The organism is Rhodococcus mengyinensis (genome assembly GCF_048381435.1).
In the GTDB taxonomy this organism is placed as follows: domain Bacteria; phylum Actinomycetota; class Actinomycetes; order Mycobacteriales; family Mycobacteriaceae; genus Rhodococcus_F; species Rhodococcus_F opacus_D.
In genome coordinates this window covers 49,937-75,435 of record NZ_JBLWIT010000140.1, presented here as the reverse complement: position 1 = coordinate 75,435, position 25,499 = coordinate 49,937, and the positions used below count along the sequence as shown (strand labels likewise).

24 protein-coding genes, 2 pseudogenes and 1 riboswitch are annotated in these 25,499 nt (G+C 69.4%); of the genes and pseudogenes, 7 read left to right on the top strand and 19 right to left on the bottom strand.

Annotated elements, in window-relative coordinates; all coding sequences use genetic code 11:
• Positions 1–7 precede the first annotated feature (7 nt).
• Positions 8–1,177: an IS30 family transposase gene (locus ACNJ7E_RS36005; protein WP_418339463.1), complete on the bottom strand. Its 1,170-nt coding sequence runs from the start codon at positions 1,175–1,177 to the stop codon at positions 8–10.
• 94 nt (positions 1,178–1,271) lie between these two features.
• On the opposite strand from ACNJ7E_RS36005, the gene ACNJ7E_RS36000 reads away from it, so the two are divergent.
• Together ACNJ7E_RS36000 and ACNJ7E_RS35995 are read left to right on the top strand one after the other, a co-directional pair.
• The gene (locus ACNJ7E_RS36000; RefSeq protein ID WP_280783709.1) at positions 1,272–2,405 is read left to right on the top strand and encodes a methyltransferase; all 1,134 of its coding nucleotides are present in this window, start codon (positions 1,272–1,274) and stop codon (positions 2,403–2,405) included.
• A 78-nt stretch (positions 2,406–2,483) separates the two neighbouring features.
• Positions 2,484–4,070: a glycosyltransferase family 39 protein gene (locus ACNJ7E_RS35995; RefSeq protein ID WP_280783708.1), complete on the top strand. Its 1,587-nt coding sequence runs from the start codon at positions 2,484–2,486 to the stop codon at positions 4,068–4,070.
• Positions 4,071–4,074: 4 nt separating this feature from the next.
• Here ACNJ7E_RS35995 and ACNJ7E_RS35990 read toward each other — a convergent pair whose 3' ends face one another.
• The 3 genes and pseudogenes from ACNJ7E_RS35990 to ACNJ7E_RS35980 all read right to left on the bottom strand — a co-directional run.
• Positions 4,075–5,523 (bottom strand): outer membrane protein assembly factor BamB family protein, encoded by a 1,449-nt coding sequence (locus ACNJ7E_RS35990; protein ID WP_418342111.1) that lies wholly within the window; start codon positions 5,521–5,523, stop codon positions 4,075–4,077.
• 5 nt (positions 5,524–5,528) lie between these two features.
• Positions 5,529–6,881 carry a hypothetical protein gene (locus ACNJ7E_RS35985; RefSeq protein ID WP_280783706.1) on the bottom strand — a complete coding sequence of 451 codons (1,353 nt, stop codon included), beginning with the start codon at positions 6,879–6,881 and terminating at the stop codon, positions 5,529–5,531.
• Between the two features lie 141 nt (positions 6,882–7,022).
• Positions 7,023–7,166 (bottom strand): annotated as a pseudogene (locus tag ACNJ7E_RS35980) (short-chain fatty acyl-CoA regulator family protein); the annotation flags it as partial.
• Here ACNJ7E_RS35980 and ACNJ7E_RS35975 point away from each other — a divergent pair.
• Positions 7,104–8,224: pseudogene (locus ACNJ7E_RS35975) on the top strand (bifunctional 2-methylcitrate synthase/citrate synthase). The pseudogenes ACNJ7E_RS35980 and ACNJ7E_RS35975 overlap by 63 nt on opposite strands.
• Before the next feature lie 51 nt (positions 8,225–8,275).
• On the opposite strand, the gene ACNJ7E_RS35970 reads toward ACNJ7E_RS35975, so the two are convergent.
• The 5 genes from ACNJ7E_RS35970 to ACNJ7E_RS35950 all read right to left on the bottom strand — a co-directional run bounded on the left by ACNJ7E_RS35970 (position 8,276) and on the right by ACNJ7E_RS35950 (position 12,212).
• Entirely contained in the window at positions 8,276–8,410 is a 135-nt protein-coding gene (locus ACNJ7E_RS35970; RefSeq protein ID WP_005254130.1) for a hypothetical protein, read from the bottom strand.
• Positions 8,411–8,505: 95 nt separating this feature from the next.
• Positions 8,506–9,864, bottom strand: a complete 1,359-nt coding sequence (locus ACNJ7E_RS35965) for a T3SS (YopN, CesT) and YbjN peptide-binding chaperone 1 (RefSeq protein WP_280783704.1) — start codon at positions 9,862–9,864, stop codon at positions 8,506–8,508.
• A 70-nt stretch (positions 9,865–9,934) separates the two neighbouring features.
• A complete protein-coding gene (locus ACNJ7E_RS35960) occupies positions 9,935–10,600 on the bottom strand; it encodes an ESX secretion-associated protein EspG (RefSeq protein ID WP_280783703.1) in 666 nt (221 codons plus the stop codon).
• Between the two features lie 14 nt (positions 10,601–10,614).
• Entirely contained in the window at positions 10,615–11,532 is a 918-nt protein-coding gene (locus ACNJ7E_RS35955; protein WP_280783702.1) for a PPE domain-containing protein, read from the bottom strand.
• A gap of 125 nt (positions 11,533–11,657) precedes the next feature.
• A complete protein-coding gene (locus ACNJ7E_RS35950) occupies positions 11,658–12,212 on the bottom strand; it encodes a hypothetical protein (RefSeq protein ID WP_280783701.1) in 555 nt (184 codons plus the stop codon).
• Positions 12,213–12,500: 288 nt separating this feature from the next.
• On the opposite strand from ACNJ7E_RS35950, the gene ACNJ7E_RS35945 reads away from it, so the two are divergent.
• Both ACNJ7E_RS35945 and ACNJ7E_RS35940 read left to right on the top strand, forming a co-directional pair.
• Positions 12,501–14,078 (top strand): FAD-binding protein, encoded by a 1,578-nt coding sequence (locus tag ACNJ7E_RS35945; protein ID WP_280783700.1) that lies wholly within the window; start codon positions 12,501–12,503, stop codon positions 14,076–14,078.
• Complete coding sequence (locus ACNJ7E_RS35940; RefSeq protein WP_009474288.1) at positions 14,075–14,407, top strand: 4Fe-4S dicluster domain-containing protein; 333 nt, start codon at positions 14,075–14,077, stop codon at positions 14,405–14,407. The genes ACNJ7E_RS35945 and ACNJ7E_RS35940 overlap by 4 nt, the downstream gene beginning before the upstream one ends.
• Positions 14,408–14,428: 21 nt before the next feature.
• On the opposite strand, the gene ACNJ7E_RS35935 is transcribed toward ACNJ7E_RS35940, so the two are convergent.
• Positions 14,429–15,418: an alpha/beta hydrolase gene (locus tag ACNJ7E_RS35935; RefSeq protein WP_280783699.1), complete on the bottom strand. Its 990-nt coding sequence runs from the start codon at positions 15,416–15,418 to the stop codon at positions 14,429–14,431.
• A 178-nt stretch (positions 15,419–15,596) separates the two neighbouring features.
• Between ACNJ7E_RS35935 and ACNJ7E_RS35930 the strand changes: the two genes are divergently transcribed.
• Positions 15,597–16,958, top strand: coding sequence for a WS/DGAT/MGAT family O-acyltransferase (locus ACNJ7E_RS35930; protein ID WP_280783698.1), 1,362 nt, complete (start codon positions 15,597–15,599; stop codon positions 16,956–16,958).
• 13 nt (positions 16,959–16,971) lie between these two features.
• Here ACNJ7E_RS35930 and ACNJ7E_RS35925 read toward each other — a convergent pair whose 3' ends face one another.
• The 5 genes from ACNJ7E_RS35925 to ACNJ7E_RS35905 form a co-directional block, all read right to left on the bottom strand.
• Positions 16,972–17,784 (bottom strand): ABC transporter ATP-binding protein, encoded by an 813-nt coding sequence (locus ACNJ7E_RS35925; protein WP_283335817.1) that lies wholly within the window; start codon positions 17,782–17,784, stop codon positions 16,972–16,974.
• The gene (locus ACNJ7E_RS35920) at positions 17,777–18,598 is read right to left on the bottom strand and encodes an ABC transporter permease (protein ID WP_061044482.1); all 822 of its coding nucleotides are present in this window, start codon (positions 18,596–18,598) and stop codon (positions 17,777–17,779) included. Before ACNJ7E_RS35920 ends, ACNJ7E_RS35925 begins: the two co-directional genes overlap by 8 nt.
• Positions 18,576–19,616: an ABC transporter substrate-binding protein gene (locus tag ACNJ7E_RS35915; protein WP_280783696.1), complete on the bottom strand. Its 1,041-nt coding sequence runs from the start codon at positions 19,614–19,616 to the stop codon at positions 18,576–18,578. The genes ACNJ7E_RS35920 and ACNJ7E_RS35915 overlap by 23 nt, the downstream gene beginning before the upstream one ends.
• Positions 19,601–20,323 (bottom strand): TenA family protein, encoded by a 723-nt coding sequence (locus ACNJ7E_RS35910; RefSeq protein ID WP_280783695.1) that lies wholly within the window; start codon positions 20,321–20,323, stop codon positions 19,601–19,603. Before ACNJ7E_RS35910 ends, ACNJ7E_RS35915 begins: the two co-directional genes overlap by 16 nt.
• A riboswitch (TPP riboswitch) is annotated at positions 20,317–20,412 on the bottom strand. Its footprint overlaps the gene before it by 7 nt.
• Before the next feature lie 57 nt (positions 20,413–20,469).
• Positions 20,470–21,147, bottom strand: coding sequence for an NUDIX hydrolase (locus tag ACNJ7E_RS35905; protein WP_280783694.1), 678 nt, complete (start codon positions 21,145–21,147; stop codon positions 20,470–20,472).
• A 112-nt stretch (positions 21,148–21,259) separates the two neighbouring features.
• On the opposite strand from ACNJ7E_RS35905, the gene ACNJ7E_RS35900 reads away from it, so the two are divergent.
• A complete protein-coding gene (locus ACNJ7E_RS35900; protein WP_283335823.1) occupies positions 21,260–22,813 on the top strand; it encodes a carboxylesterase/lipase family protein in 1,554 nt (517 codons plus the stop codon).
• On the opposite strand, the gene ACNJ7E_RS35895 is transcribed toward ACNJ7E_RS35900, so the two are convergent.
• From ACNJ7E_RS35895 to ACNJ7E_RS35880, 4 genes are all read right to left on the bottom strand, one after another.
• Entirely contained in the window at positions 22,806–24,047 is a 1,242-nt protein-coding gene (locus ACNJ7E_RS35895; protein WP_011594550.1) for an MFS transporter, read from the bottom strand. The two genes, ACNJ7E_RS35900 and ACNJ7E_RS35895, sit on opposite strands and share 8 nt — an antisense overlap.
• Positions 24,048–24,130: 83 nt before the next feature.
• Positions 24,131–24,658 carry a DUF3558 domain-containing protein gene (locus ACNJ7E_RS35890; protein ID WP_418342110.1) on the bottom strand — a complete coding sequence of 176 codons (528 nt, stop codon included), beginning with the start codon at positions 24,656–24,658 and terminating at the stop codon, positions 24,131–24,133.
• Entirely contained in the window at positions 24,655–25,197 is a 543-nt protein-coding gene (locus ACNJ7E_RS35885; protein WP_280783691.1) for a DUF3558 domain-containing protein, read from the bottom strand. The genes ACNJ7E_RS35890 and ACNJ7E_RS35885 overlap by 4 nt, the downstream gene beginning before the upstream one ends.
• On the bottom strand, positions 25,181–25,456 hold the full coding sequence (locus tag ACNJ7E_RS35880; RefSeq protein WP_005252788.1) for a GNAT family N-acetyltransferase: 276 nt from the start codon (positions 25,454–25,456) through the stop codon (positions 25,181–25,183). Before ACNJ7E_RS35880 ends, ACNJ7E_RS35885 begins: the two co-directional genes overlap by 17 nt.
• Positions 25,457–25,499 lie beyond the last annotated feature (43 nt).

Here is a 25,499-nt window from a genome sequence, read left to right as displayed (position 1 = left end):
GGCGTTTTCAAGCGGCCGTCGCAACAACGAGTTTCCCGAGACGCTCGGCTGGACTGTCCCAGTCGAGCGTCATACGGGGACGACGATTGAGTTTATCGGCCACCACGTCGAGGTAGACCTCTTCGAACCCGTCCAACGCGATCCCCTTGGGGAAGTACTGGCGCAGCAAGCCGTTTGTGTTCTCGTTCGTCCCGCGCTGCCACGGCGAACGCGGATCACAGAAATACACCGGCACCCCCGTCTCGACAGTGAACCGGGCGTGCTGACTCATCTCCGCACCCTGATCCCAGGTGATCGACTTGGCAAGGTGCTGGGGAAGCTCGGTGATCTTGCGGGTCATCGCCGACCGCACCTGCTCGGCGGAATGCCCATCCGGCAGGTGCAACAGCATCACGAACCGGGTCGACCGCTCCACCAACGTCCCGATCGCCGACTTGTTGTTCGCCCCGATGATCAGATCGCCCTCCCAGTGCCCGGGCACCGCCCGGTCCTCGACCTCGGCGGGACGCTCGGAAATCATCACCATGTCCGGGAACTTCCCCCGCCGCTCACCGACCGTGCTTCGGTGTTTACGCAGGTAGCGGCCGGTCCGCAGATGGGCGGTCAGCTCCCGCGTCAACGCTCCCCGGGACTGGACGAACAACGCCTGATAGATCGATTCGTGTGACACCCACATCTCCGGCCGGCTCGGATACTCCCGCCTGAGCTTGTGCGAGATCTGCTGCGGTGACAAGTCCTCACCCAGCCACCCCTGCACCTGCTCCCGCAACTCGGCGTGGGCGGCGAGCTTGGCGGTCTTGGGGCGCCGGGCGCGGGCCTCGGCGTCCCGTTGGGCCCGTGAGGCCAGATACTTCCCGCGAGAGGACAACGCCCGCCGCAGTTCCCGGCTGATCGTGGACGGGCTGCGGCCCAGTGCGTGGGCGATCGCCCGGATCGTCCACCCGTCCCGGCGGAATTCGTCGATCTGCTCCCGCTCGGACAGCGACAGATACCGCCCCGACGGGGGAACAGGTCGGCGGGGACGCACTCCACCGACCTGCACCAGCCACCGCCGCATCTGGGTCAGCGAGACCTGCACCTCACACGCCGCGCTGACCGTGTCCTGCCCCGCCCGCAAACACTCCCAGAACTGCTCCCGCACTCGCCGCTCGATCGGCGGCCGCCCCTTGAACACCATCCACAACACCCTTCCTTACCAGGGATGTTGCGTCGACCGACTGAATACGCCTACCAAAAAGGCGCACGGGCGCGAAGCGCCTAGGCTCTCCCTCATGGAAACCGAGTTCGTCCGCTGGACCGAGGACGGCACCGAGCATTCGGCGGTGTGGCGGTCCACCAGTGGGGCGACGCCTCCGAAGAAGATCCGGGTGGCCGACGACTCGATGACCGCCGACGAGGCGTACCGCCTCGCGTGCGAGGGGACGGCGCTGCTGTGGCGCGGCGACTTCCACAACGCCCGCCAGCTCGGCACCGCCGTCGCCGCCCGCACCGACCGCAAGACCCGCAAGACGTCCACCGACCCCGCCACCGCGTTCCACCTGCACCGGCAGACACAGTCGCGGCGGGCGGGGATCCTCGGGATGCTGCTGGTGCCGTTCGACGCCGACCAGACCGTCCCGCTGCGGCGCGCCCCCGACGTGCGGCAAGCGGTGCTCGAGGCGTACGGACCGACGGACCAGCCCACCGTCACCACCCTGCGCGACCTGCTCGGGGCGATCGGCGCCCACGAGTGGCAGAAGAAGGGCGTCGACATTCCCGCCCTCGGTGCGCGCATCCACCCCGCCTACGGCGTGTTCTCCCCGATTCGCGGCGAATACGTCGACCTCGTCGCCGACACCCCGCTGCCGTCAAACACGCAGGCATTCGACATCGGCACCGGCACCGGTGTGCTGGCCGCCGTCCTCGCGCACCGCGGCGTCGAGAAGGTGATCGCGACCGAACTCGACGCGAATGCGCTCGCCTGCGCCCGGGCGAATCTGGACCGGCTCGGCTACGCCGGTCAGGTGCAGGTGGTGGAAACGGATCTGTTTCCCGAGGGCCGGGCACCGCTGGTCGTGTGCAACCCGCCGTGGATTCCCGCCCGTCCCACCTCGCCGATCGAATACGCGATCTACGATCCGGACAGCCGGATGCTCCGCGGATTCCTGGGAGGCCTGGCCGAGCACCTCGAGCCCGGGGGAGAGGGCTGGCTCATCCTGTCCGACATCGCCGAGCACCTCGGACTGCGAACCCGCGAGGAATTACTGACCCTGATCGACGACGCCGGACTGACCGTCCTCGGACGCCGGGACGTGGCGCCCCGGCACGGGAAGGTCGCCGACCGATCGGATGCGCTGCACGCCGCGCGCAAGCGGGAGGTGACGTCGCTGTGGCGGCTCGGGGCGCAGGACTCGTCCGCCGGGTAGCACCGGACGTAACGGCGACGCGGTCCGGAACGGTCTCCATGTAGGTCATTGATTTCACCTACCTCGAGGAACCGCGGAATGACGTCGCCCCTGCCCGTGCTGGCTTCCGAGTCGCGGCGCAGCGGTGCGGAGCGAGGAACCCGGCTGTGGACGAGATGGTGCGATCCGCTCCTGCTCGGACTCGTGGCGGTCGCGATCTCGGGCTTCCGGTCCTGGTCGCCGTCGTTCTGGCACGACGAGGCGGCCACCGTCTCGGTCGCCGGGCGCGACATCCCCGACATGGTGCGGTTGCTGTTCGACGTCGACGCCGTCCACGGCGCGTACTACCTGGGCATGCATGGGTGGCTGCGCGTCGTCCCCCTGACCGAGTTCTGGCTGCGACTGCCCAGCGTGCTGGCCGTGGGGATCGGCGCCGCCGGCCTCGTCGTGCTCGGAAAGCTGCTGTCCACGCGACGGGTGGCCCTGGTCGCGGCGCTCGTGTTCGCGATCCTGCCGCGGGTGACGTCCGCCGGAATCGAGGCGCGCTCGTACGCGCTGTCCGCGGCGCTGGCGGTGTGGGTGACCGTCGTGTTCGTCGTGGCCGTGCGCAGGCGGACGGGCACCGCGTGGGTGCTGTACGCGCTGCTCGTCGCGGTCTCGACCACGGTGTTCCTCTACAGCATCCTGATCGTTGCCGCGCACGTCGTGACGCTCGCGGTGACGAAGACCGGACGTCGCTGCGTCGGGTCGTTCCTCCTGGCTGCCGGCGCGGGCATCGCGATCGCGGCGCCGGTGATCGTGCTGGTGCAATCGCAGGCGGATCAGGTCTCGTGGATCGCCGGCCGGAATTTCGATCTCGTGTGGATCGTGCTCGTCGAGCAGTACTTCGACAACGCACTCGCCGTCGCCGTCGTCTCCGGACTGCTCGTCGTCGCCGGAGTGACGGTCGGCATCGTCCGTGGGCGTGACCACCGGGGCGGCGAACAGCCGGGGCTTCTCGCGACGGCCGTGCCCTGGCTCCTCGTTCCCACCGCGCTGGTGCTGCTGTATTCGCTGACGTCGCAGAACGTGTATCTGGGTCGGTACTTCACGTTCACCGCCCCCGCGTGCGCACTGCTCCTCGGACAGTCGATGGTGTGGATCGCGGGTCTCGCCGGACGACGATCGCTGCCGCTGCTCGCGGTGATCCTCGCGGTGTTCGGAGCCGTCGCCCTGCCGCACTACCTGGTGCAGCGCGGCCCCTATGCCAAGCCGGGCGGCATGGATTACAGCCGCGTCGCCGACCTCGTCGAATCCGAGGCCGCACCCGGCGACTGTGTGCTGTACGACCTGAAGAACGTCTGGAATCCCGGCCCGATGCGCACCGTCGAGACCGTGGATCCGCCCGCCTTCGCCGCTCTCCGCGACATCTCGCGGGGATCGACGGCGGCGGAACTGGGCGGGTTGTGGGACGAGACGCTGGCGCCCGACCGCATCGCGGACCGGATCAGGGGCTGTTCCGCGATCTGGCTGCTGACCAACCGGTCCGCGGGTGTCGACAGCCACACCTGGGCGGCCGTCGATGCCCGTGATCCGGTGCGGCTCGGCGCCAACTACCGCGTCGTGCGGTCCTACGGTTTCGATGTGCAGGAGCGGTGGCAGCTCAACGTCAGCCAGCTCGTGCACTTCGTCCGGCCCGGCACGTAGCGACTCACCTCGCTGAGCCCAACCCGACCATCGTCCCCGACGTCACATAGACCAGGCGGGGGCTCGACGCCGCGACGACGGGTGTGCTTCCCCACGAGTCGTCGTCGATCACGGTCTGCAGGGGGAGCACCCACAGTTCCTCGCCGGACCGGACGTTCTCGGCGCGCAGGACATCGGATTCCAGCAACACTGCGGTGTCGCCCTCCGCGGCGACGACGGTGCCGTACGAGTCGGAGTGTCGTTGCCACAACCGTTCCCCGGACCTCAGGTCGAGTGCGGCTTCGGTCCTGCCCTCGTAGTCGCGCAGCAATGCCACCTCGCCCAGCACGGCCACAGCGGTGCCCTGCGTGGTGTTCGGGCCGTACGACTCCGGAGTGTCGACCCGTGGCGTCGACACGAGAGCGGGGCTGGTCCACAGCAGTTCGCCCGTCGTCCGGTCGTAGGAACCGTCGCCGAGAAGCACCGGAATCGTACTGTCGGCGGGGCGATCGACGGCGAGGGTGTGTGCGGCCTCCACATCCGATGCCGCGAGGACGCGACCGGTGCGATCGACGGCCTCGGAGCCCAGCACCTTGCTGAGGGTGCAGTCGCTGTGGACGCGGACGACCACCCCACCCTCGGTGGCCCGGGCGGACTGCGTGCAGTCGGGCAGGGTGCGGGTGAACATCGGAGTCCCGGTCGCGAGGTCGAACCCCGCCACCTCCCCGCCGAGTTCGAGCACACCCTGACCGTGCTCGGTGCTCATGAGGTGACCGAACGCGTCCTCCCACGCCGAACCGAGATCGAACCGCTGCGACCAGCGGGCGTCGGGGTCGGTGGGCACACCGCTGTGCACCCGGATGTCGTCGGATTCCGGGTCGCCTTCCATCACGTACAGCCAGTCGTCGGCAGCCGTCATCGCCAGGATCGTCCAGTCGGTGGGAGTGCGGGTCACGGACCCGTCGTCGGTGTCGACCGCCAGGATGACGGGTGCGTCCTCGAAGGGAGTCGTGTAACAGACCATCCGCCCGGCAGCGAGGGTGTCGGCGCACCCGCCCAGCGACTCGACCGGCGCCGCCCAGCGCACCGATCCGGTGTCGGCGTCCACCCCGACCAACCGCGTCTCGTCCAGCCCCGACGTCTGCTGGTTCACCAACCCGATCATGGTGACCAGCACCTGTCCGGCGTCGACGAATCCCGGCTCGCCCGAGTCGAATCCGCTGCCGTACACGGGGTTGCGGAAGACGGCGAACTGTCGATCGTAGGTGGCGGCCGCATCCAGCGACCACTCGGCGCCGGGTGCATCGGGCGACGCCTCCGTGGCGTCGGGGCCCACGAAACCGGTGAGCCCGGGGATGTTCACCTCCGGGGGCTCCGGTTCGTGCACGATCACGGTGGTGACGGCGCCGGCGACGGTCACGACCGCCACGAGCGCTGCGGCCCAGAGGTTTCGGGTGCTCGTGTCGAGGCCCATGTCGGCTACAGCTCCAGTCCGGGGGCCGTGGCCAGGGATTCGAGAAGCTCGTAGGGGAGCGGAGGGGCCGGCAGCGTGGAGGTCGAGCTGACCGACACCCGGGTGCCCGACGGCCGTGTCAGCGTCACGTGACGGCCGGCCTCGTCGACGGCGGGTTCACCGGGGACGGTCGCCGCGGAGGTGTACCCGTCCCGTCGCTCCAACACGGAACCGTCCGGAAGTCGGGTGGCCTTCGCGGCCTGCGGGTCGTAGGACGGGTCGTACTTGTCCGGCTCGGGCGGCACGGTGTAGCCGCCCTCGATCGAGATCCGCAGGGTCCCCTCGGATCCTCGTGTGGTGACGTCGACGCTCTCACACACCGCGTTGTCGCTGTACTCGGCCAGTTGCAGCGATCCGAGCGGTCTCGACAGCGCGATGCGCTGATCGCGCCACGCGTCGTCGAGCACGGCATTCAGCCGGTCCAGATCGGCGCGGGTCAGCGCCGGTCCCTCGTCCTCGGAGCCGCCCCCCGACCCGCATGCCGTCGGAGGAGGCGGGGTGCCCGGCGGAACCGGTGTACCCGCCCGCAGTTCGGGACGCAGCACGATGGCGGTGAGTTCGTCGAGGCTCAGTGGGATGGTGCCGCTGTACTTCGAGCCGGGGTCGGCCTCGGCGAAGTTCTCGTCGGTGGCGTCGGCATGGATCCACGTGCCGTCCGGGAAGTAGCCGGCGACGCTCCGGGACAGCGTGCGGTGGCCGTCGTACTCGGACCACGTGTCGTCCGCATCCAGCACGGTGCCGTCGGGCAGCGTCGTGCGACGGTCGAGTTCCCCGGCAACGCACGGCGGAATCGGCTTGTCCGCCTTGCTGACCGACAACCACAGCGACCCGGGGGACGAGTCTCGAAGCAGTGGTCCCCGAGCGCTGGTGACGCCGCCGAAGTCGTCCTCGACGTCCGGTGGCTGCTCGTACTCCGGAATCGGCTCGAACAGCAACGACTCCGTGGGGCTGACGAGGGGGATCTCCACCGCCTCCGGCAGGGCGTCGAGGACGGCGGCAGTCATGGCCGAGGCCTTGAGTGCCGAGAACCACGGGTAGCGCGGGTTGTCGTAACTCTGCTCGCCTCCGACCCACATGGCGAAGGCTTCCCCCTCCGACGGCGGTTCCACCGTCGCGCACCCGGGAATGTCGACGGGATACTCGACCGTCGGCGTGACGTACGACGGGGCTTCGGCGGGACCGTCGGCGGTGAGGTCGACGGTCGCCGGGCCGGATCCGGTATCGAGCAGTCCCGCGACGATCACCCCGCACGCCATGATCGACACCACGACGAGTCCCGTCGTCCAGCGGTCCTTGCGCCTGTCCGCGCCGTCGCTCATGTGCCCCCACCCGTGTCGCAGGCGCTCATCCCGAACGAAGGAGCATCCGACGTCCTAGTCGTCACGATTGCCAGCAGCGTTACCGCCCGTGAGTGGTCGACGAGTCCCTGGACTCGTTAACCGCGCACGGGCGCGGAGCGCCTACCGGCCCTGCGGATACGGAAGATGGCCGCTGCTGTCCTCGTTGACGAGGACAGCCCGGCCCAGTTGCGGGAAGGCGCGTTGCGCGCTCGCGGGCCGGTCGCAGACCTTGCAGCCCGCGCCGATCGGGACGACCGTTCTCGGGTGGTGCCGGAGACCAATTCGCTGACCTACCGCGGCTACGCGGTGCAGGACCTGGCAGCGCACTGCAGCTTCGAGGAGGTGGCGTACCTGCTCTGGTAGGCCGAACTCCCCACCCCCGCGCAACTGGAACTGCTCTGCCAGCGTGAACGGGCGGCACGCCGGGCCGACCGCTCCCTGCTGTCGCTGCTGGCGAAGATGCCGACAACTGCCACCCCATGGACGTGGTGCGCACGGCGATCAGCTACCTCGGCGCGGAAGACCCGGCGGAGGACGATAATTCGCCGTCCGAGAACCTCGCGAAGGCGCTGCGCATGACGGCGGTGCTGCCCACGATCGTGGCCGCCGACTTCCGGCGCAGGCGTGGACAGGACCCGATCGCACCGCACTCGCACCTGGGGTTCGCGGAGAACTTTCTGAACATGTGCTTCGGGGGCGTGCCCGATCCGGCCGTCGTCAAGGCGTTCGAGGTGTCGCTGATCCTGTATGCGGAGCACAGTTTCAACGCGTCCACGTTCGCGGCTCGCGTGGTGACGTCGACACTGTCCGACATCTACGGTGCGGTCACCGCGGCGATCGGGGCGATCGGGGCGCTGAAGGGTCCGTTGCACGGCGGCGCCAACGAGGCCGTCATGCACGACATGCTCGAGATCGGCGAGCCCGACCGCGCCGAGGAGTGGCTGCTGGGCAAACTCGCCGCCAAGGAGAAGGTGATGGGTTTCGGCCACCGGGTCTACAAGAACGGTGACTCGCGGGTACCGACGATGAAGGCGGCACTGCTCGACATCGCCGCCGCCACCTGCGGCGAGAAGTGGGTGCGGATGTACGACATCCTGGAGAAGACGATGGCCGGCGCCACCGGGATCGCGCCGAATCTCGACTTCCCGACCGGTCCGGCGTACTACCTGATGGGATTCGACGTGAAAATGTTCACGCCGATGTTGGTGATGAGCCGGATCACCGGGTGGACCGCCCACATCATCGAGCAGGGCGCGTCGAACAGTGTGATTCGCCCGCTCAGCGAGTACTCGGGCGTCCCCCAGCGCTCCGTCGTCGCCTGACGGCTTGTGCGCCTTTGTGGTTGCTGCCGCTACCAGAAAGGCGCACGGGCGCTAGCGCTTCTTGACGTGCGAGACGATTTCCGGATCGCTCTGTCCGTTCGTCTTCATCTTCTTGTCGGCGCGCTTCTCCTTCAGCGACTTACCGGATTTCTTCGACATGGAATTGCGGGGCGATTTGTCAGCCATGGACCATCCCTGAATGCGGAACCTGGACGGCTCCGATAGTGCTGACAGTACGCCACATCCCGGGAAACCCGGACCGATCGTCGAAAGGGCGGGTTCTAGGACGACGGATCGTCGAACAGGGTCTGCTCCTCGGGATTGGTGAACAGCCCCATCTGCTCGGGCCGCGGCTTGGTGTCGGGAGCGCCCGTCGTCGGGGGCAGCACGAGGGTGCGGAGGGCGTGGCGGAGGGCGCCGACGACGCGCTCCCACTGGTCGGCGGACGCGTCGTCGGTCTCCCGCAACCGGGACACCCAGGCGGTGCCGGTGTCCAGGAGCACGAGGATCCGGTCGCGGTCGTGACCGCAGACGTCGGCGACGACAGCCGGATCGGTGTCGATCCCGGGCCCGGGATCGAGATGGAACAGCGTCTGGAGTTCCTTCGGCAGGTCGGTCGACGATATCCGGCTCTCGGTGCGAGGTGCCGCGTCCGGTTCGGGTTCCCCGTCGGGTCCGGAGTCGCGGTTGAAGAACAGTTCGCCACCGAACCGCGACGCGAACTCGTTGTCGACGGTGCGCAGGAAATCGGAGAACGCCTTGCAGCTGTCGGTGAGGTGCTGCGGGACGAACGGGTTACCCGACACTTCCAGGAACGCCGACAACCGGTCGTCGACCAGCACGAACTTGATCCGCGACCACATGCGGTTGAGGTCGGCGGTGACCTCGGCGGCCCGGGTGCGGTCGCTGATGTCGTGCACCAGCGGCGCGAACAGTTGCACGTCGACGGTGTCGGCGAGCGGGCCGACGAACAAGATGGTGTTGCCCATCCGGATCGGGACGTCGCCGTCCGGGTCGCGTTCGGGCAGCAGCCCGAGCATCGGGACCAACGCGAGAGTGATCAGTTCGTGGAGGTGCTCGACGTCGCGCGGGACCACGGCGGCTGCGGGGTCGAGCTGCGCGACCAGCGGCGGCCGCACCGCAACCGGGTCGAACGTGGCCTCGGGATCCGTACTCGACGTCTCGGTGCTCAGGAACGCGGGATGCGTGATTCCCCAGACGTCGCGGAACGCGGCCACGGCCATCGCGGCCAGCTGATCCGACCACGACAGCTTCTTGTCGACGTAGAACGCGGGGGAGCCGTCATCGGGTTCGTCGTCCGGACCGCGGGTCGGCCGGTTCCAGCCCAGCTCGGTGAGGTACGTCTGCTCGGCCTCGGTCAGTGCGCGGTCGGGGTGCAGGTAATGGTTCGACGGCACCTCGCAGCGCACCGTGTCCCCGTCCCACACGACGAACTGGATGCACGGCATCAGCCCCTGGGATTCGTCGAGCTCCTCGAACCCCGATTCCAGGACCAGAAGGTCCTCGTCCTGCATCGCTGCCAGATAGTCCGCGAGGCGCCGCTGGAACTCGGCCCAGTCGCGGTTCACACTCGAATCCAGATCGAAGTCCTGCATGTCTGCTCCGTCCGGGTCGACCACGAATCACCTACTTCCGCTCTATACGGTAGCGGCGATCGCCGAGACCGCAGCGCAGGAGGGGGTGGCGCGCTCAGACGGGGTGACCGGCCGCGATCCGTCCGGTCAGCCTGGTGACGGCGTCGAGGAGGTCCCACGACGTGCCCGGTTCCACGGCCACGGCGGTATCGCCCCACACGAGGTACCGGCCGTCGCCGTCGACGTCCCGCCACGCCAGACCGCCGACGGGGCGTGGTGAGTGCCGCGAGCCGCGGACGACGGTGACGACCCCCTGGCTCGTCGAGGGCCTGTCGAGGATCCGGGCTGCCCGTGCGCTCCCGGCCGGTGTCGGCGGGACCACGATGCCCGCCGCCGTGCCCGCGTCGGTGTCGGGGAGCTGAGCGATCAGCTGCCGGCCGACGTCGTACGGTTCGCAGCTCCGGATCACCACTTCGGCGCCCGGATGCTGCACCGCCGCGATCCCGTGCCCGCGTGCCAGGGCTCCCGTCATGCGGATCGAGGCACCGCCGTCCACACCTGCCGAACCGGAGATCTCGATCCGGAGGTCGGGTTCGGCGAGCACCAGCAGTGCCAACCCGAGCGGGTCGTGTTCGGGGCCGGAGAAGTCGGCGCGGATCCGGCGCTGCTGGGCCTCGTACTCGTCGGCGGTGGCCAGCGTGCTCGTGACCTTGAACGGATACGGAATGCGGTCCTGTCCGGTCCGGGCCCACAACGCCGAGAACTGCGGACCGCTCAACACCCAATGCCCCACGACTATTCGCCGATCACCGCGGGTGTGACGAGGGGCAGTTTCCCGACGAGTTCGCTTCCCTCGTCGATGCTTTCGAGGTAGGTGGGTGGTTCCTCCTCGTCCTCCCGTGCGGCGGGCCGGACCGGGCCGCCGGGCCGCTCGGCGGTGGTCGTCCGGTGAGCGGACACGATGCCGCGCGCGTACTGCGCCACCCCGCCGCCGACGGCGCCGGCCAGCGCCGCACCCGCGATCGAACCCGGTGCGGCCTGCGCGGTCGCCGGCGAGTCTTCGAGCGGCACCTCGCCGCTCCTGCGGTGCTCATTGCGCGGTACGGAATCGGATTCGGGTTCGGCCACCTGCTGATCGCTGGGTATGCCGTGCACCCCGTTCGGTCCGATGTCGAAGCCCACCGGCTGACCGTGGGCCGTTGCGGCGGCGTGGGTGGCGGCGAGGCCGGCCGCGGGGAGTTGTTCGTCCGCAAGGCGGTACGCCGAGGTGTAGAGGGTGTCCATGGCGGCCTTCGCGTGCTGTTCCGCGGCGTCCGCGTCGGCGTCCGCGGTCCAGTTGGCGGGCAGCACCCGGGTCCAGTCGGCCGGGTGGTCGCCTGGCCTGCCGACCGCGCCGCGCACCGCTTCGGCTCCGGCGGTCGCGTGCCGCAACGCATCGCCCACATCGGTGAACCGGCCGCCGACCTGCCCGGCGCGGGCGGCGTAGTCGTCGAGTGCCGATGCCACCGCGGCCGCGGTCGGCCCACGCCAGCCGGTGTCGACCGCGGCGCGGGTCGCGTCGTGGAACGCGGTGACCGACTCCTGGAATCGCCGTCCGAGGTCGTCCCAGGCCGCGGCGACCGCACCGGACTCGGCGGGCCTCAGCGCGTCGACCGCACTCCTGATGGCGCGGTGATCCCACTCGCCCGACCGAAAATTCTCCCCGCCATTCATCCCGACCTCCGATGCTGGACACTCACGGTCCCGGAGTGGACCCCCCAATCCGGCGGGAAGCCACCTTACCGACTCCTGTGCAGGGCGTGTCGGCGCTCCCGATCTCGGACGGGCTGTGGTGGGCGTCAGCCGCGCGGTCTGGTGGTGACGGGCGGGATGGTGATCACCGGACGCGTCGTCGTCGTGGTGGTGGTGACCGGCGGCAGGGTCGGCTCCGCGGGTGCCGCGGACGGCGGGGCCGCGATCCGGGGCACGGTCTGCTCGGTCGTCGTGACGACGGGAGGCCGGGTGACGGGTGTGGTGACCGGGGCGAGGCTGATCGTCGGGGGAGGCGGCGCGACCGTGGTCCGGACCGGCGGCGGAGGCGGGGCGGGGGTCGTCGAGGGTGCGGGCGGCGGCGCCGTGGTCACCGGCGCCGGTTCGGTGGTGAGCGTGACGGCCCGCGGGGTGGTGAGGTCGGCCATCTGCCAGGTGGGGGTCGGCGGGACGAACACCTGGAAGGTGGCCGGTGCGGCGCTGTAGGGTCCGGCGGCCTGCAGGCCCTCCGACGTCAGCGGCGGCGGCGCGACTGCCGGTCCGCGGTTGCCGAACGCGCCGCCCGCGGCACCGATCATCAGGCCGGAGACCGCCGACACGGTGGCAATCGCGAGTGCCCCGATCGCTACAGTCCTGTCGTCCATGCGCTACCCGTCCTCGGCGTGCAAATGCGTCCACCATAGAGGGCGGTGCCGCCTGCCGCCGCATGTGTCCGGAAGTCGAGTCGTCCGGGCGGGTTCGCTGGACGGTTGCCGGGGTTCGGCGCACGCTGACGAGAACCCTTGTTCGGACGAGCCGGTCAGCCGACGATCGAGCGGTGTCCATACCGCTCCGACCGGGGTAACGATGTCTCTGCTCGACTGGTTGTTCCGCCGCCCGCTGTCCGAACGAACCGGGGCGGCCGTCGCCGCGTCGGCGATGCTGTTCGCTTCGTGAGCCGGCTCGAGATCGACGCCGACGTCCTCGTCCTCGGCGGCGGACCCGCCGGAACGTGGGCGGCACTGGCGGCGGCCCGGGACGGCGCGCGGGTCGTCCTCGCCGACAAGGGGTACTGCGGCACCAGCGGCCCCACCGCGTCGGGCGGCAACAACCTGTGGAACGTCCCGCCCGGGCCCGCACGCGAACGGTCGGTGCAGGCCCGCTTCGAGGACGGCGGCAGGCTGTCGGAGCCGGCCTGGATGTACCGGGTACTCGAGGAGACCCACCACCGGGTGGACGAACTGGCAGGCGCCGGCTACCGGTTTCCGGCCGGCGACGACGGCCGGGAGGTGCGCACCAGCCTGCAGGGGCCGGAGTACATGCGCCGGATGCGCAGGCGCGTGCACCGCGCCGGGGTCACCATCCTCGACCACAGCCCCGCCCTGGAACTGCTCACCACCGGTGACGGCGTCGTGTCCGGTGCCGCGGGTCTGCAACGGCAGAACGGATACGCGCCGTGGTCGGTGCGCGCCGGGGCGGTGGTCGTCGCGACCGGCGGCTGCGCCTTCCTGTCCGGAAGCTTCGGGACGAACGTCGACACCGGCGACGGACTGCTGATGGCCGCCGAGGTCGGGGCGTCGTTCTCGGGCATGGAATTCTCGACGGCCTACGCGCTGGCACCGGCGTGGAGTGGCCACACCAAGGGTTTGATGATGCAGTTCGCCACCTACTACGACGCGGACGGTCGGACACTCGGGGACGGCGGCTTCTCCGCGCGCGGCGCCGCGATGGCGCACCTCGCCGCCGGCCGCCCCGTGTATGCGCGACTGGACCGGGCCAGACCCGACATCCGTGCAGCCATGCGCACGTCGCAACCGAATTACTTTCTGCCGCTGGACAAGGCGGGCATCGACCCGTTCACGCAGAAGTATCCCGTGCGGGCCGTATTGGAGGGTACGGTGCGCGGAACCGGTGGCATCCGGGTCGCCGGCACCGACTGCGCCAGCGACGTTCCCGGCCTGTTCGTGGCGGGCGACGCGGCCACCCGGGAGCTCATCACCGGTGGTCGCAGCGGAGGCGGCAGCCACAACGGGGCGTGGGCCATCTCCTCGGGGACATGGGCCGGTGCGGGCGCCGCCCGGTTCGCGCGGACGCGTCCCGTCCCCGACGGGGTGCGCGGCGCGGGCGCGGCGGGACTGCGCGGACCGTCCGCCCGCCGGCAGGCGTCGCGCTCCATCGTCGGACTGGTGCAGGAGCACACCCTGCCGCTGCGACGCAGCTACCGGCGCAGCGCAACGAGCCTGCAGGACAGCGTGACCGCCCTCGACGAGGCCTGGTCGGGCGCCGCCGATCTGCTCGGCGGCACCGAACGGGAACTGCTGCAGGCACGTTCGGCCGCCGCGATGCTCGCCGTCGCGCGGTGGGCGACGCACTCCGCGCTGGCGCGGACCGAGACCCGGGGGATGCACGTGCGCACAGACCTGCCCGACACCGATCCGGCGCAGACCCGTCGACTGCTGTCGGGTGGGCTGGGCGAGGTGTGGGTGCGTCCGGAACACGGCACCGCCGAGGCCCGGACGGTCGCGTCGTGATCGAGGTCGTCGTCGCCGACCGCTGCGTGCAGTGCGACATCTGCATCAAGGTCTGCCCGACTGACGTCTTCCGCCGCGGCACGGACGGGGTTCCCGTCGTCGCGCATCAGGAGGACTGTCAGACATGCTTCATGTGTGAGGCGAACTGTCCGACCGACGCGCTGTATGTCGCGCCGTTCGACACCCCGGTTCCCGAGGACTCGACGCACACCGACGCCGAGGGTTTGGCGGAGTCCGGGGCGCTCGGCGCCTACCGCGCCGTGATCGGGTGGGGTGGCCGTCGCACGCCGGGGTCCACGCTCGACCGGAATCACCTCTTCACCCCGTGAGTACTTGTCAACGTCCGGCGGTTAAGAAGTACTCACGGGTGTGGCCTTGCGGATGAACCGGCCGATCTCGCGGATGGCGCGGGTGCCCTCGGGGAGCAGTCCGGCGGCGGCCTGGAAGACGTGCACCTGCCGCTCCCATACCTGCAGTTCGCACGGCACACCCGCCTGGGACAGCCGCTCGGACATCAGTTCCGCGTCGACGTAGACCATTTCCTGCGAGCCGGTCTGGATCAGCGCCGGCGGCATGGCGGCGAGGGAGCCGTCCACGGGTGACGTGGACGGCTCGTGCCCGCCCCTGGTGTCCAGCCTTTCGATCAGCCTGGACAGGGCACCGACCGCGCGTTTGGGGAAGACGGCGCAGAGGTCGGCGTTGGGATGGGCCAGCTTGTTCACCGGGTCGAGGTCGGTCAGCGGCGACAGCGCGACGTCGGCGGCGGGACGCGGCAACCCCTGGCGCAGGGCTTCGAGCGTCACCATGAACGTCAGGAATCCGCCTGCCGAGTCGCCGGCGATGACGATGCGGTCGGCGGTGTACCCGTGCGAGAGCAGCCACCGGTACCCGTCGACACCGTCCTCGACGGCCGCTCGGATGGGGTTCCGCGGGATCATCCGGTACGCGACGTTCAGCGTCGACGCCTGCGACTCCGCCGCGATCCGGGACACCATCTGGCGGTGGGAGTTGATCCCGCAGCACAGGAACGCCCCGCCGTGGAGGTAGAGGATCGCCCGGTCGCCGAGCTCACCCGGAGGCCGGATCCATTCGGCGCGGCAGTGCGGCAGCCGGATGGGCCTACGCACGGTTCCGCGGATGGGGCCGAGCGAGTACCCGAACAGGTCGACGACTCCCGTGGGCCACGGCAGTTCAGGGTAGCGCGCCCACCCGTCCAGGAACGGCCGGACCGTGCGGCGGAGTGTGTGGGCGAGGGCCGTCGACTGCAGGCTGGTTCCGGCGAACTCCCGCCGCGTCACCGGGAGGGGTGACGGGCAGAATTCGTAAGTCGCAGTGCTCATTGCCTGCCTCCGATCCGGCCTCGGTGCCCATCGACTTGCTGCCTTTAGGTTTTCCACCTCTTTGCGCCGTACGGTCTACATCGAAGTTGGTCGCACGGACGCTACGCCCGACGTAGCATCCAGGCGGAAGTCGTAATGGGATAGTGACCGAGTGGGGGTGAACGTCCAGGTGGGGATCATGCCGGTTACCGATTCGATATTCCTTCTCGGCGAATCGCGAGAGCATCCGATGCACGTGGGATCGCTCGAATTGTTCACACCGCCGGAGGATGCCGGCCCCGACTACGTGAAGTCGATGCACGAAACACTGCTGAAGCACACGGACGTCGACCCCACCTTCCGGAAGAAGCCTGCGGGCCCCGTCGGCAGTCTCGGGAACCTGTGGTGGGCCGACGAGTCGGACGTCGATCTCGAATACCACGTGCGTCATTCGGCGCTGCCGGCCCCGTACCGGGTCCGGGAACTGCTGACGCTGACGTCCCGGTTGCACGGCACGCTGCTGGACCGTCATCGCCCGCTGTGGGAGATGTATCTGATCGAGGGTCTCAGCGACGGCCGGTTCGCGATCTACACCAAGATGCACCACTCGCTGATGGACGGGGTCTCCGGTTTGCGGCTGCTGATGCGGACGCTGTCGACCGACCCGGACGTGCGCGACGCACCGCCGCCGTGGAACCTGCCGCGCAGGGCGTCGGCCAACGGTTCCGCCCCCGCCCCCGACCTCTGGTCGGTGGTGAACGGGGTCCGTCGCACGGTCGGTGAGGTGGCCGGTCTCGCACCGGCGTCGCTGCGCATCGCCCGCACCGCGATGGGGCAGCACGACATGAGGTTTCCGTACGAGGCGCCCCGCACCATGCTGAACGTCCCGATCGGTGGCGCGCGCCGGTTCGCCGCGCAGTCCTGGCCGCTCGAACGCGTCCACGCCGTCCGGAAGGCGGCGGGGGTCAGTGTCAACGACGTCGTGATGGCCATGTGCGCCGGGGCGCTGCGGGGGTACCTCGAGGAACAGAACGCGCTGCCCGACGAGCCGCTGATCGCGATGGTTCCGGTGTCGTTGCGCGACGAGCAGCAGGCCGACGCCGGCGGTAACGCGGTGGGGGTCACGCTGTGCAACCTGGCGACGGACGTCGACGACCCGGCCGAACGTCTGACGGCGATCTCCGCCTCCATGTCCCAGGGGAAGGAGCTGTTCGGCAGCCTCACCTCGATGCAGGCGCTGGCGTGGTCCGCTTTCAACATGTCGCCGATCGCTCTGACACCGGTGCCGGGGTTCGTCCGCTTCACGCCGCCGCCGTTCAACGTGATCATCTCCAACGTCCCGGGGCCGCGGAAGACCATGTACTGGAACGGGTCCCGGCTGGACGGCATCTATCCGACGTCGGTGGTGCTGGACGGGCAGGCGCTCAACATCACACTCACCACCAACGGCGGCAACCTCGATTTCGGTGTCATCGGGTGCCGCCGCTCGGTGCCGAGCCTGCAGCGCATCCTCTTCTATCTCGAGACGGCTCTGGGCGAGCTCGAGGCGGCACTGCTCTGAGACGCCGCCTGTTTCAGCGCCGGGCCGACTCCTGCTCGACGAGTGCCCGCCGCGACTCCTCGTGGAGCACCCCGAGCAATTCGTGTTCGACGTCCGCGAACTCGGGCGACGTCATCATCGACAATTCGCGGGGACGCGGCAGGCCCACCGTCACCTCCCGCCGCACGGTGGCGGGCCGTGCAGACAGCACGACCACCCGGTCCGACAGGTAGACGGCCTCCCGGATGTCGTGGGTGATCATCAGCACCGTCCACCGGTAGCGCTGCCACACGTCCTGCAACCAGGTCTGCATCTCGGTGCGGGTCAACGAATCCAGAGCGCCGAACGGCTCGTCGAGCAGCAGCACCGGACGGTCCTGGACGACGGTCCGCAGCATCGCGGCCCGCTGCCGCATCCCGCCGGACAGCTGGCTGGGGCGGGCGTCCTCGAATCCGCCGAGACCGAACACTGAGAACAATTCCCGGGCCTTGTCCCGCGCCTGCTTCCGGGGCACGCCCTGCACCTCGAGTCCGAGAGTGGTGTTGTCGAGGACGGTGCGCCACGGGAACAGCAGGTCCTTCTGCGGCATGTACGCGCATTTCGCGGGACCACTCCCCGCGGGACGCACCGGTTCGCCGCCGATCGTGACGGTGCCGGAGTCGGGTTGATCGAGACCGGCGAGCATGGAGAACGCGGTGCTCTTCCCACACCCGCTGGGGCCGATCACCGACACGAACTCACCCGGTTCGACGGTGAACGAGACGTCGTCGAGGACGGGCCGGATGCCGCCGCGGACCGGGAATCCCTTGCTCAGACCGGACAGTGCGACGCGCGCGGTGTCACTCATGCCGAGCCCTTTCGTTCTTGATCCACGGGGCGACGACGCGCTCGACCGCGAAGGTGAGCAGGTAGAGGCTGACGCTGATCACGGCGGTCACGAGCACCGCCGCCAGCACGAGGTCGGTGCGGAAGGAGTTCTTCTGCGTCGCCATGTAGATGCCGAGACCGGACGTGGCCCCGACGTATTCGGCGAACACGGCACCCACCACGGCGTACGTGATGCCGATGCGCAGGGCGGTGAAGAACCGGGGGATCGCCGACGGAAGCCGCACGTAGCGGAATTCCTGCCACCGTGAGGCGCCCATGCTGCGCAACAACGCGCCCGCCTCCCGGTCGGCCGCGGCGAAACCCTCGATCAGACCGATCGTCATCGGGAAGAACGTGGCGAGGGCGATCACGAGAATCTTCGGCAGCAGACCGAATCCGAACCAGATGATCATCAGCGGCGCGATCGCGATGATCGGCAGTGTCTGCGACACGACGAACAGCGGAACGAACGCGCGGCGCAGCCACGGCGAGAAGTCCACGAGTACGGCGAGGGCCCACGCGAAGAGCAGGGAGACGGCGAACCCGATCAGCGTCACCTGCAGTGTCGCGGAGGCGTGACCGGAGATGGCGTCCCGCGCCCGCCAGCCCTGCTGGACCACCCGCAGCGGCGACGGCAGCACCTGCGGCCGGATTCCGCTGACCGTCACGTACACCTGCCACGCGACGACCAGCAGTGCCACGACCACGACCGCGGGCAGCACCCGCCGCAGCAGCGGGGACGTGCCCGGGGCCGTGGTGCGCAGACTCGGGTCAGGGCTGAGTGAGGTACTCATTGGTGAAGTACGTCGACCAGTCGGGTTCCGTGGTCAGCGGTGCCCCGTCGGGGCCGGTGAGCAGGCCGTGCTGGAACAGGAAACCGGAGTACCCCGCCCACTGCTCGGCCGTCTGTGTCCCGACCTTGCCGGAACTGTCCTTCATGTACTCGGAGGACAGCATCTGCTGGCTCTCCCGCACGAGGGACTCGTCGGTGAAGGCGCCGGGGTTGGCGTCGATCAGTATCTGCGCGGCCTCGTCCGGCCGGTCGGCGGCGAACTGGTATCCGCGCTGCAGGGCCTGGACGAACTTGCGGGCCTGCTCGGGATGGTCGGCCATCCACTGCTCGTTGCCCTCGATGACGAGCGCGTACGCATCCGGGAAGCCGTAGTCGGTGTAGTGGAAGTAACGCATCGGCGTGCCCTGGTGCTCGGCCTCGATGCCCTCCCAGCCGAAGAACGAGACGGTGAAGTCGGCGGTGCCGGAGTACACGGCCTCGTAGGCCGAGGTGCCGAGCGTGACGGTGGTGAATTCGCCCTTGCCGCCGTCGTTGCGGATGATCTGCTTCAGCGTCTCCTCGCCGTCCGGGTCCGCGAACCCGGCGTAGATCTTGCCGTCCAGATCCCGGGGGCGGGTGATGTCGGCGCGATCCGCCTTCACCGCGATGCCCGTCGCCCAGTGCTGCAGCGGAGCCATCACCGACGTGGTCTGTGCGCCCGCGGCCTTCGAGAACGTCGCCGAACTCTGGAAGCTCACACCGAACTCCGCGTTGCCGGCGTCGACCAGGGTGTCGGGCGAGGTGTCGTTGTAGGGCAGCACCTGCACGTCGAGGCCGGCGTCCGCGAACCAGCCTTCCTGCTGGGCGACGAACAGGCCGGTGTGGTTGGTGTTCGGTGTCCAGTCGAGTGCGAACCGGATGGTGTCGCCGGACTGGGAGTCACCGGCGCAACCGGTGAGCAGCGACAGGGCGGAGACCAGGACGACGGCTGCGGTGGCAGCGCGCTTGGTACGAGAGAAGAGTGTCACGACGCCGGCCATTCCTGCTTGTTGAGAGCGGTGTCCCAGAACATGAGTTCGTAGCGGCTGGCGATCACGAACGCCTCCGCCATCGCCTCGCGCTGAGCATCGGTCGCGGCCTCGGCCGCCGCGTCCACGAGTTCGCGGGCCCTCGCGACGGCGGCGTGGAACTCCTCCGCGTCGTAGGTGGTCACCCACTGTGCGTACGGGTGCGACGGGTCGGTGGAGAGCACCTCACGGGCGCTCGCCGCGAGCCGGTGCCCGACGTCGGCGTAGATCCAGAAGCAGGGCAGCACCGCCGCGGCGGCCACTGCGTACGGCTCGGTGGCGGCGACGGCCGTCAGGTAGGAGATGTACCCGAGGCAGGCCGGCGAATGCAGCGGCTCCACGTCCGACTCGGGGAGTCGTCCGCTGGTCAGCAGATTCTGGTGCAACGCGGCCTCGACCGTGGCGGCCTCCGCGGCCGAGCCCGCCCAGAAGCCGGCCTCGACCGGGCCCGGCGCGTGCGCGGCCACCAGTGAGAGGGCCTTCGCGTACCCGGTCAGGTACAGGAAATCCTGCTCGATGTACGTGCGGAACACGTCCAGCGGCAGCGTTCCGTCGCCGAGGCGGCGCAGGAACTCGAGTTCGTCGATCGCCTCGCGTAGCACCTTGGTCCGGTCCCACAAGTGGTCCGTGAATCGGGCGTGCTGGCCGGCGCCGGCAGCATCTTGGACAGAGCTATTCACAACGTTGACATCCCTTCGTCAGCATTACCTGAGCAGGTTCCCGGGTGTGTTCTCAGCCCCGCCCGTGCGGAGCACCCCGTGTCAGAACAAGCCGACCCTAGCACCGGCCGTGCCGCGGGCGGAAAGGCCAGGGTCGGTGGAGGGGCTCAGCCGGCGAGGAACGCGGCCGCGCTCGGCGGGAGGGGTGCGGGGCCGCGCCGGTAGATCTCCGCGGGCCGGCCGGTTCCGACGACGGCCATGTCGCCGGTGTTCTCGAGGGCCGGCATCAGGTGCCGCCGGAACGAGTCCTTCGGCAGTGGACGCCCGAACACCACCTCGTACACCCGGCGGAGTTCGAGCACCGTGAACGTGTCGCCGGCCAGGCCGGACGGGTCGACGGCCCGCGCGTACCGCTCTCTCAGGTCGGCGACGGCGAGGGCGACGACGTCCGCGTGGTCGAACGCCAGGTCCTGCCTCACCCGGTCGTCGTCGACGGTGACCAACATCGTGTCGCGGGGGAGTGCCGTGCGGGGCAGCGCGGCGCCGTGCGTCATCGACAGCACCCACCCGCGATCGTCGCGGCCGGGATCGTCCAGCATCGCCAGCTGATGGAATTCGGTGCCCGTCAGGCCGGCCTTGATCCGCAGGCACCGCTCGGCGGCGTCCCGCAGTCGCTCACCCTGGTGGAGGAACGTGCCGGGGAGGGCGGTCCGGCCCGAACGACGGGGAACCACAAGAACTTTCAGTTCCGGGCCGTCGACGGTGAGGACGGCGACGTCGACCGCCACGGACGGGCGCGGGTAGTCGAGGAGGCTCCTGCCCTCGGAATCGGTCCATGCGGCCACGCGGGAATGTTAGCGCACTGTTGATCTATGTCGCGTTCGATCGGTCCTGCCTGCTCATCGTTGGTAGTTTGGCGAGAGATTCCCGGAACGTGATGCGTGAGGAGATTCGTCCGTGGAGGTCGACAAGTCCGGCGACACGCTCGTCGTCCGCGCGCGGGACGGTGAGGTGCGTGGCTACCCCGAGGGCGACGTCTACGCGTGGAAGGGCATTCCGTTCGCCGCGGCCCCCGTCGGCGATCTGCGGTTCCGCGCCCCGGCCCCGCCCGCACCGTGGGAGGGTGTGCGCGACTGCGTCGACTTCGGCCCGATGGCGCCGCAGGGGCACGGCACCGCCGTCCCCATCGACGCGGGACTCGAGATGGACGAGGACTGCCTGTCCGTCAACGTCTGGGCCCCGAGACCCGACGGCACCCCGCGGCCGGTGATGGTGTGGATCCACGGCGGTGCCTACTGCCTGGGAACCGCAGCTCAGGGCATCTACAACGGGCGCATCCTGTCCACAATCGGCGACGTCGTGCTGGTCTCGTTCAACTACCGGGTGGGAGCGCTCGGCTTCCTCGACCTGTCGTCGTTCTCGACGGCCGAGCGAGTGTTCGAGACCAACTGTGGGCTGCGCGACCAGGTCGCAGCCCTCGAATGGGTCCGCGACAACATCGCGTCGTTCGGCGGTGACCCGGACGAGGTGACGGTGTTCGGGGAGTCGTCCGGAGCCGGGTCGATCACCACGCTGATGACGTGTCCGAGCGCGGAGGGGCTGTTCCACCGCGCGATCGCCCAGAGCCCGCCCGCCACGTCGGTCTACGGGAGCGAGCGGGCGGCCACCGTCGCGAAACAGTTCCTCGACATCCTCGAGGTGGAACCCGCGCAGATCGACACCCTGCTGCACCTTCCGTACCGCACGGTGATCGAGGCCAGCGACACGCTCGTCAACGAGGTGCCGACGAGGATTCCGGGCACGCTCGCGATGGCGCCCGTGGTGGACCGCGACTTCCTGCCCCGTTACCCGGTGGCCGCGTTCCAGAAGGGGCACTCCCACCGCATCCCTCTCATCATCGGTTCCAACAAGGACGAGTCGTCGATCTTCAAGTTCATGAAATCGCCTCTGCTGCCGGTCACGTCGGATTCGGTGCAGGAGATGCTGAGGGCGATCGCGGCCGATCACCCGGAACTGCCCGCCGCCCGCCTCGCCGACATCCTGTCGGCGTATCCGGACCGCGGAAAGCCGAAGGGCGCGCTCGCGATGTCGAGGGACGCCGCGTTCCGGATGCCCGCCCTGTGGGTGGCCGACGCCCACAGCCGGCACTCGCCGACATGGATGTACCGGTTCGATCAGGCCACGCCGATGCTCAAGGCCGCACGGATCGGAGCCGGCCACGCCACCGAACTCCCGTACGTCTTCGGCAATTTCGATACCCTCAACATCGACCCGACGTTCTGGCTCGGGGGCCGGAAGACGGCGCTCGAGGTGTCGGGCCGGATCCAGCGCCGGTGGCTCGCGTTCGCGCGGCACGGTGTCCCCGCCGCGTTGGACGGGTCCAAGCACTGGGCGCCCTACGACGAGGAGAACCGCTCGACGTTGCTGATCGACGGCGCGGACACCCTCGTGAAGGACCCGGACCACGAGATGCGGATCGCGTGGGGCAACGACGTCATGGGCTTCAACTGACGGGGACCTTGTCGTCCAGTTCCTTCAGGACGGGCAGCGCGAAGCAGGCCAGCCCGATGATCAGGACCGGGATCGCGAGCACGAAGAAGGTCGGCTGGATTCCCCACTTGTCGAGGAGGGGACCGGCCAGCAGGTAACCCAGCGGACCCGCGGCGTACGCGGTGGACGTCATGACCCCGGTGACGCGCCCGCGCATGTGCTCCGGACTACGAGTCTGCATGGCGTAGTTGGCGATCGGGCCGACCGGACCGAACACGAGACCCTGGAGGAGGGCCAGCGCCAGAATCGCCCACAGCGGCGGCAGGAACGCCATCGCGACCATGGCCGCGCCCAGCACCGTCACCGCCACCACCATCAGCATCCTGCGCGACACATACGGCGCGAGCGGTCCGTACGCGAGGGCACCCACCACGCCGCCGATGCTGAGCGCCATCAGCACCGAACCCAGTTGCGCGGGCTTGTCGAGTTCGGTGAAGTACACCGGGAACACCACCGATTCGACGGGCATGTACAGCGCGACCACCGCCATGTCGACCAGAGCGATCGTGCGCAGGAGCCGGTTGTGCCACACGAACTTCAGGCCCTCGAGCGTGCCGTGCCAGATGGACGTCGGGCGCGTGGACGTGTCGGGTCTGCCTGCGTTCTCCAGTCGCAGGAATGCGATGGTCACCACGGACAGCACGAATCCGACGGCGGTGACCCACAACGTGTTCACCGCACCCACGGTGGCGATGAGGACGCCGCCGATGCCGGGTCCGACGAGATACGCCACGTTGTAGTTGGCCTCGTAGAGGCTGTTCATCCGGTCGAGTGACCAGCCCGCGGACTTCGTGGCGGCCGGCAGCATCGACTCCCGCGCCGCGATTCCGGCCGGATCGAACGCGGCGCCGATCGCGGCGAGGACGGCGATCACCGTGACGGTGAGGCCCGTCGTGTTCGCGATCACCGGGATGGCCGCCACGGACAGGGCGGACAGGCAGTCGGAGATCATCGACGTGCGGCGACGTCCGAACAGGTCGACGAACGTGCCCGCGAACAGGCTCGACACCAGCAGCGGGAGGGTGGCCGCGCCCGCGACGATCGCGGCGTCGGACGCGCGACCGGTCCTCTCGAGCACGAGCCAGGGCAGCACGACGATCGCGATGCCGTTGCCGGTGGACGAGAACAGCGTCGCGAGGTTCAGGAGGATCAGGGGCCCGAACCGGCGAGTCACAGCCGTCTCGGTGGCGGTCACGGCAAGGGTCCTCTGGTCGGCTCGATCGGTGGTCCTTCGACGCTAACAGCGAGGTCGTGGCCACCGCGAGCGAATTTCGGCCGCTATTGGTTGCGTTGCAGGGTCAGTTCGGCGAGGGTGCGCGCTCCGTCGCACGGGTCGCCGGTTCCCGACCGCTGCTGCACCCACCAGGTGATGACGCCGGAGTAGGCGGCGGTGATCCCGCACGCCGCCGAATCACCCGGACGCCGGGCGCTGAACGCCGACGTGCCCGCGATCGACGTCGTTTCCACCTGGTAGCCCAGCCCATCGGCCACACTCCGCTCGCGTTGCAGCGAGTTGTTCTCGAACCAGCCGAACGTGACGTCGATCGAACCGGCGGCGGACGACACCGTCCACATGCACACCGCGCCGAAGAAGTACTGGTCGATGCCGGCGCCGTGGAGGGTCTCCGCGATCTTGTCGTTGGGGACGGCGCCGCACTCGCGGAGGAGCTTGTCGAACTGCGGCGAGCCGCCGTCGTCGGAGGATGCGGCGCCCTCGGGCAGGGGACTGCCGGTGACGGAGGTGCCGCAGCCGGCCAGAATCATCGCCGACGCCAGCGCCGCGGCGACCCCGCGGGCGACGCTCACTTGACCTTCTCCAACGTCAGCCGGCCGAGCGCGGTCGGGGCCGCGCACGGATCGGAGGGTGCGGTGCCCGTGCCGTAGCGGACCAGCCAGTGCACGAAGTCGGAACCCGTGCCGAGCGCGACCTCGCAGAATCCGACGTTCTGCGAGGAGAACCCGCGGTGCCCGGCGATCTCGAGGTCGTGGACCTCGTGACCGATGCCCTTGGCCACCGACCGCTCCCGGTCGATGGGGCTGCCGCGGTACCAGGTGAACATCACGTACCGTTCGCCGCCGTCCGCCTCCCACCGGCATTTGATGCCGTTGCGCGACACCGGGGTGAGCGCGGTGATCCCGGCCCGCTCGTACACCTCGGCGTCGGTCAGCGAGCCGCATTCACCCACGAACGCGCCGGGCTGTGCGGACACCGACGTGGTCGGCGCGGACGCCGCCGGATCGGTCTCGGAACCGTCGCCGGAACCGCAGCCGGCCAGCACGACCGCCGCGGCGACCAGACACGACGCGCGGACGGTCAGGCGGACCGGATCAGACGAGCTCCGCATAGCTCGGATTCTCGGCGATGTACTTCTCGACGTACGAGCACGACGGAATCACGGTGAGCCCGCTGGCCTTCGTGTCGTCGAGGGCGGCCTTCACCACTTCCGCGGCCAGACCCTGACCGCGGAACTGGGGGTACGTCACGGTGTGGTGGAAGTCGCGGGCCCCGTTCCGCTCGAAATAGTCGGCGTATCCGGCCAGCTGGCCGTCGAGGTAGATCTCGAACCGGGATTCCGACACGTCGTGCTCCACCGTGGCCGCCACAGACCGCTCCTCTGCTCGTGTGGCGTGCGCGCTGTCCCGCGCA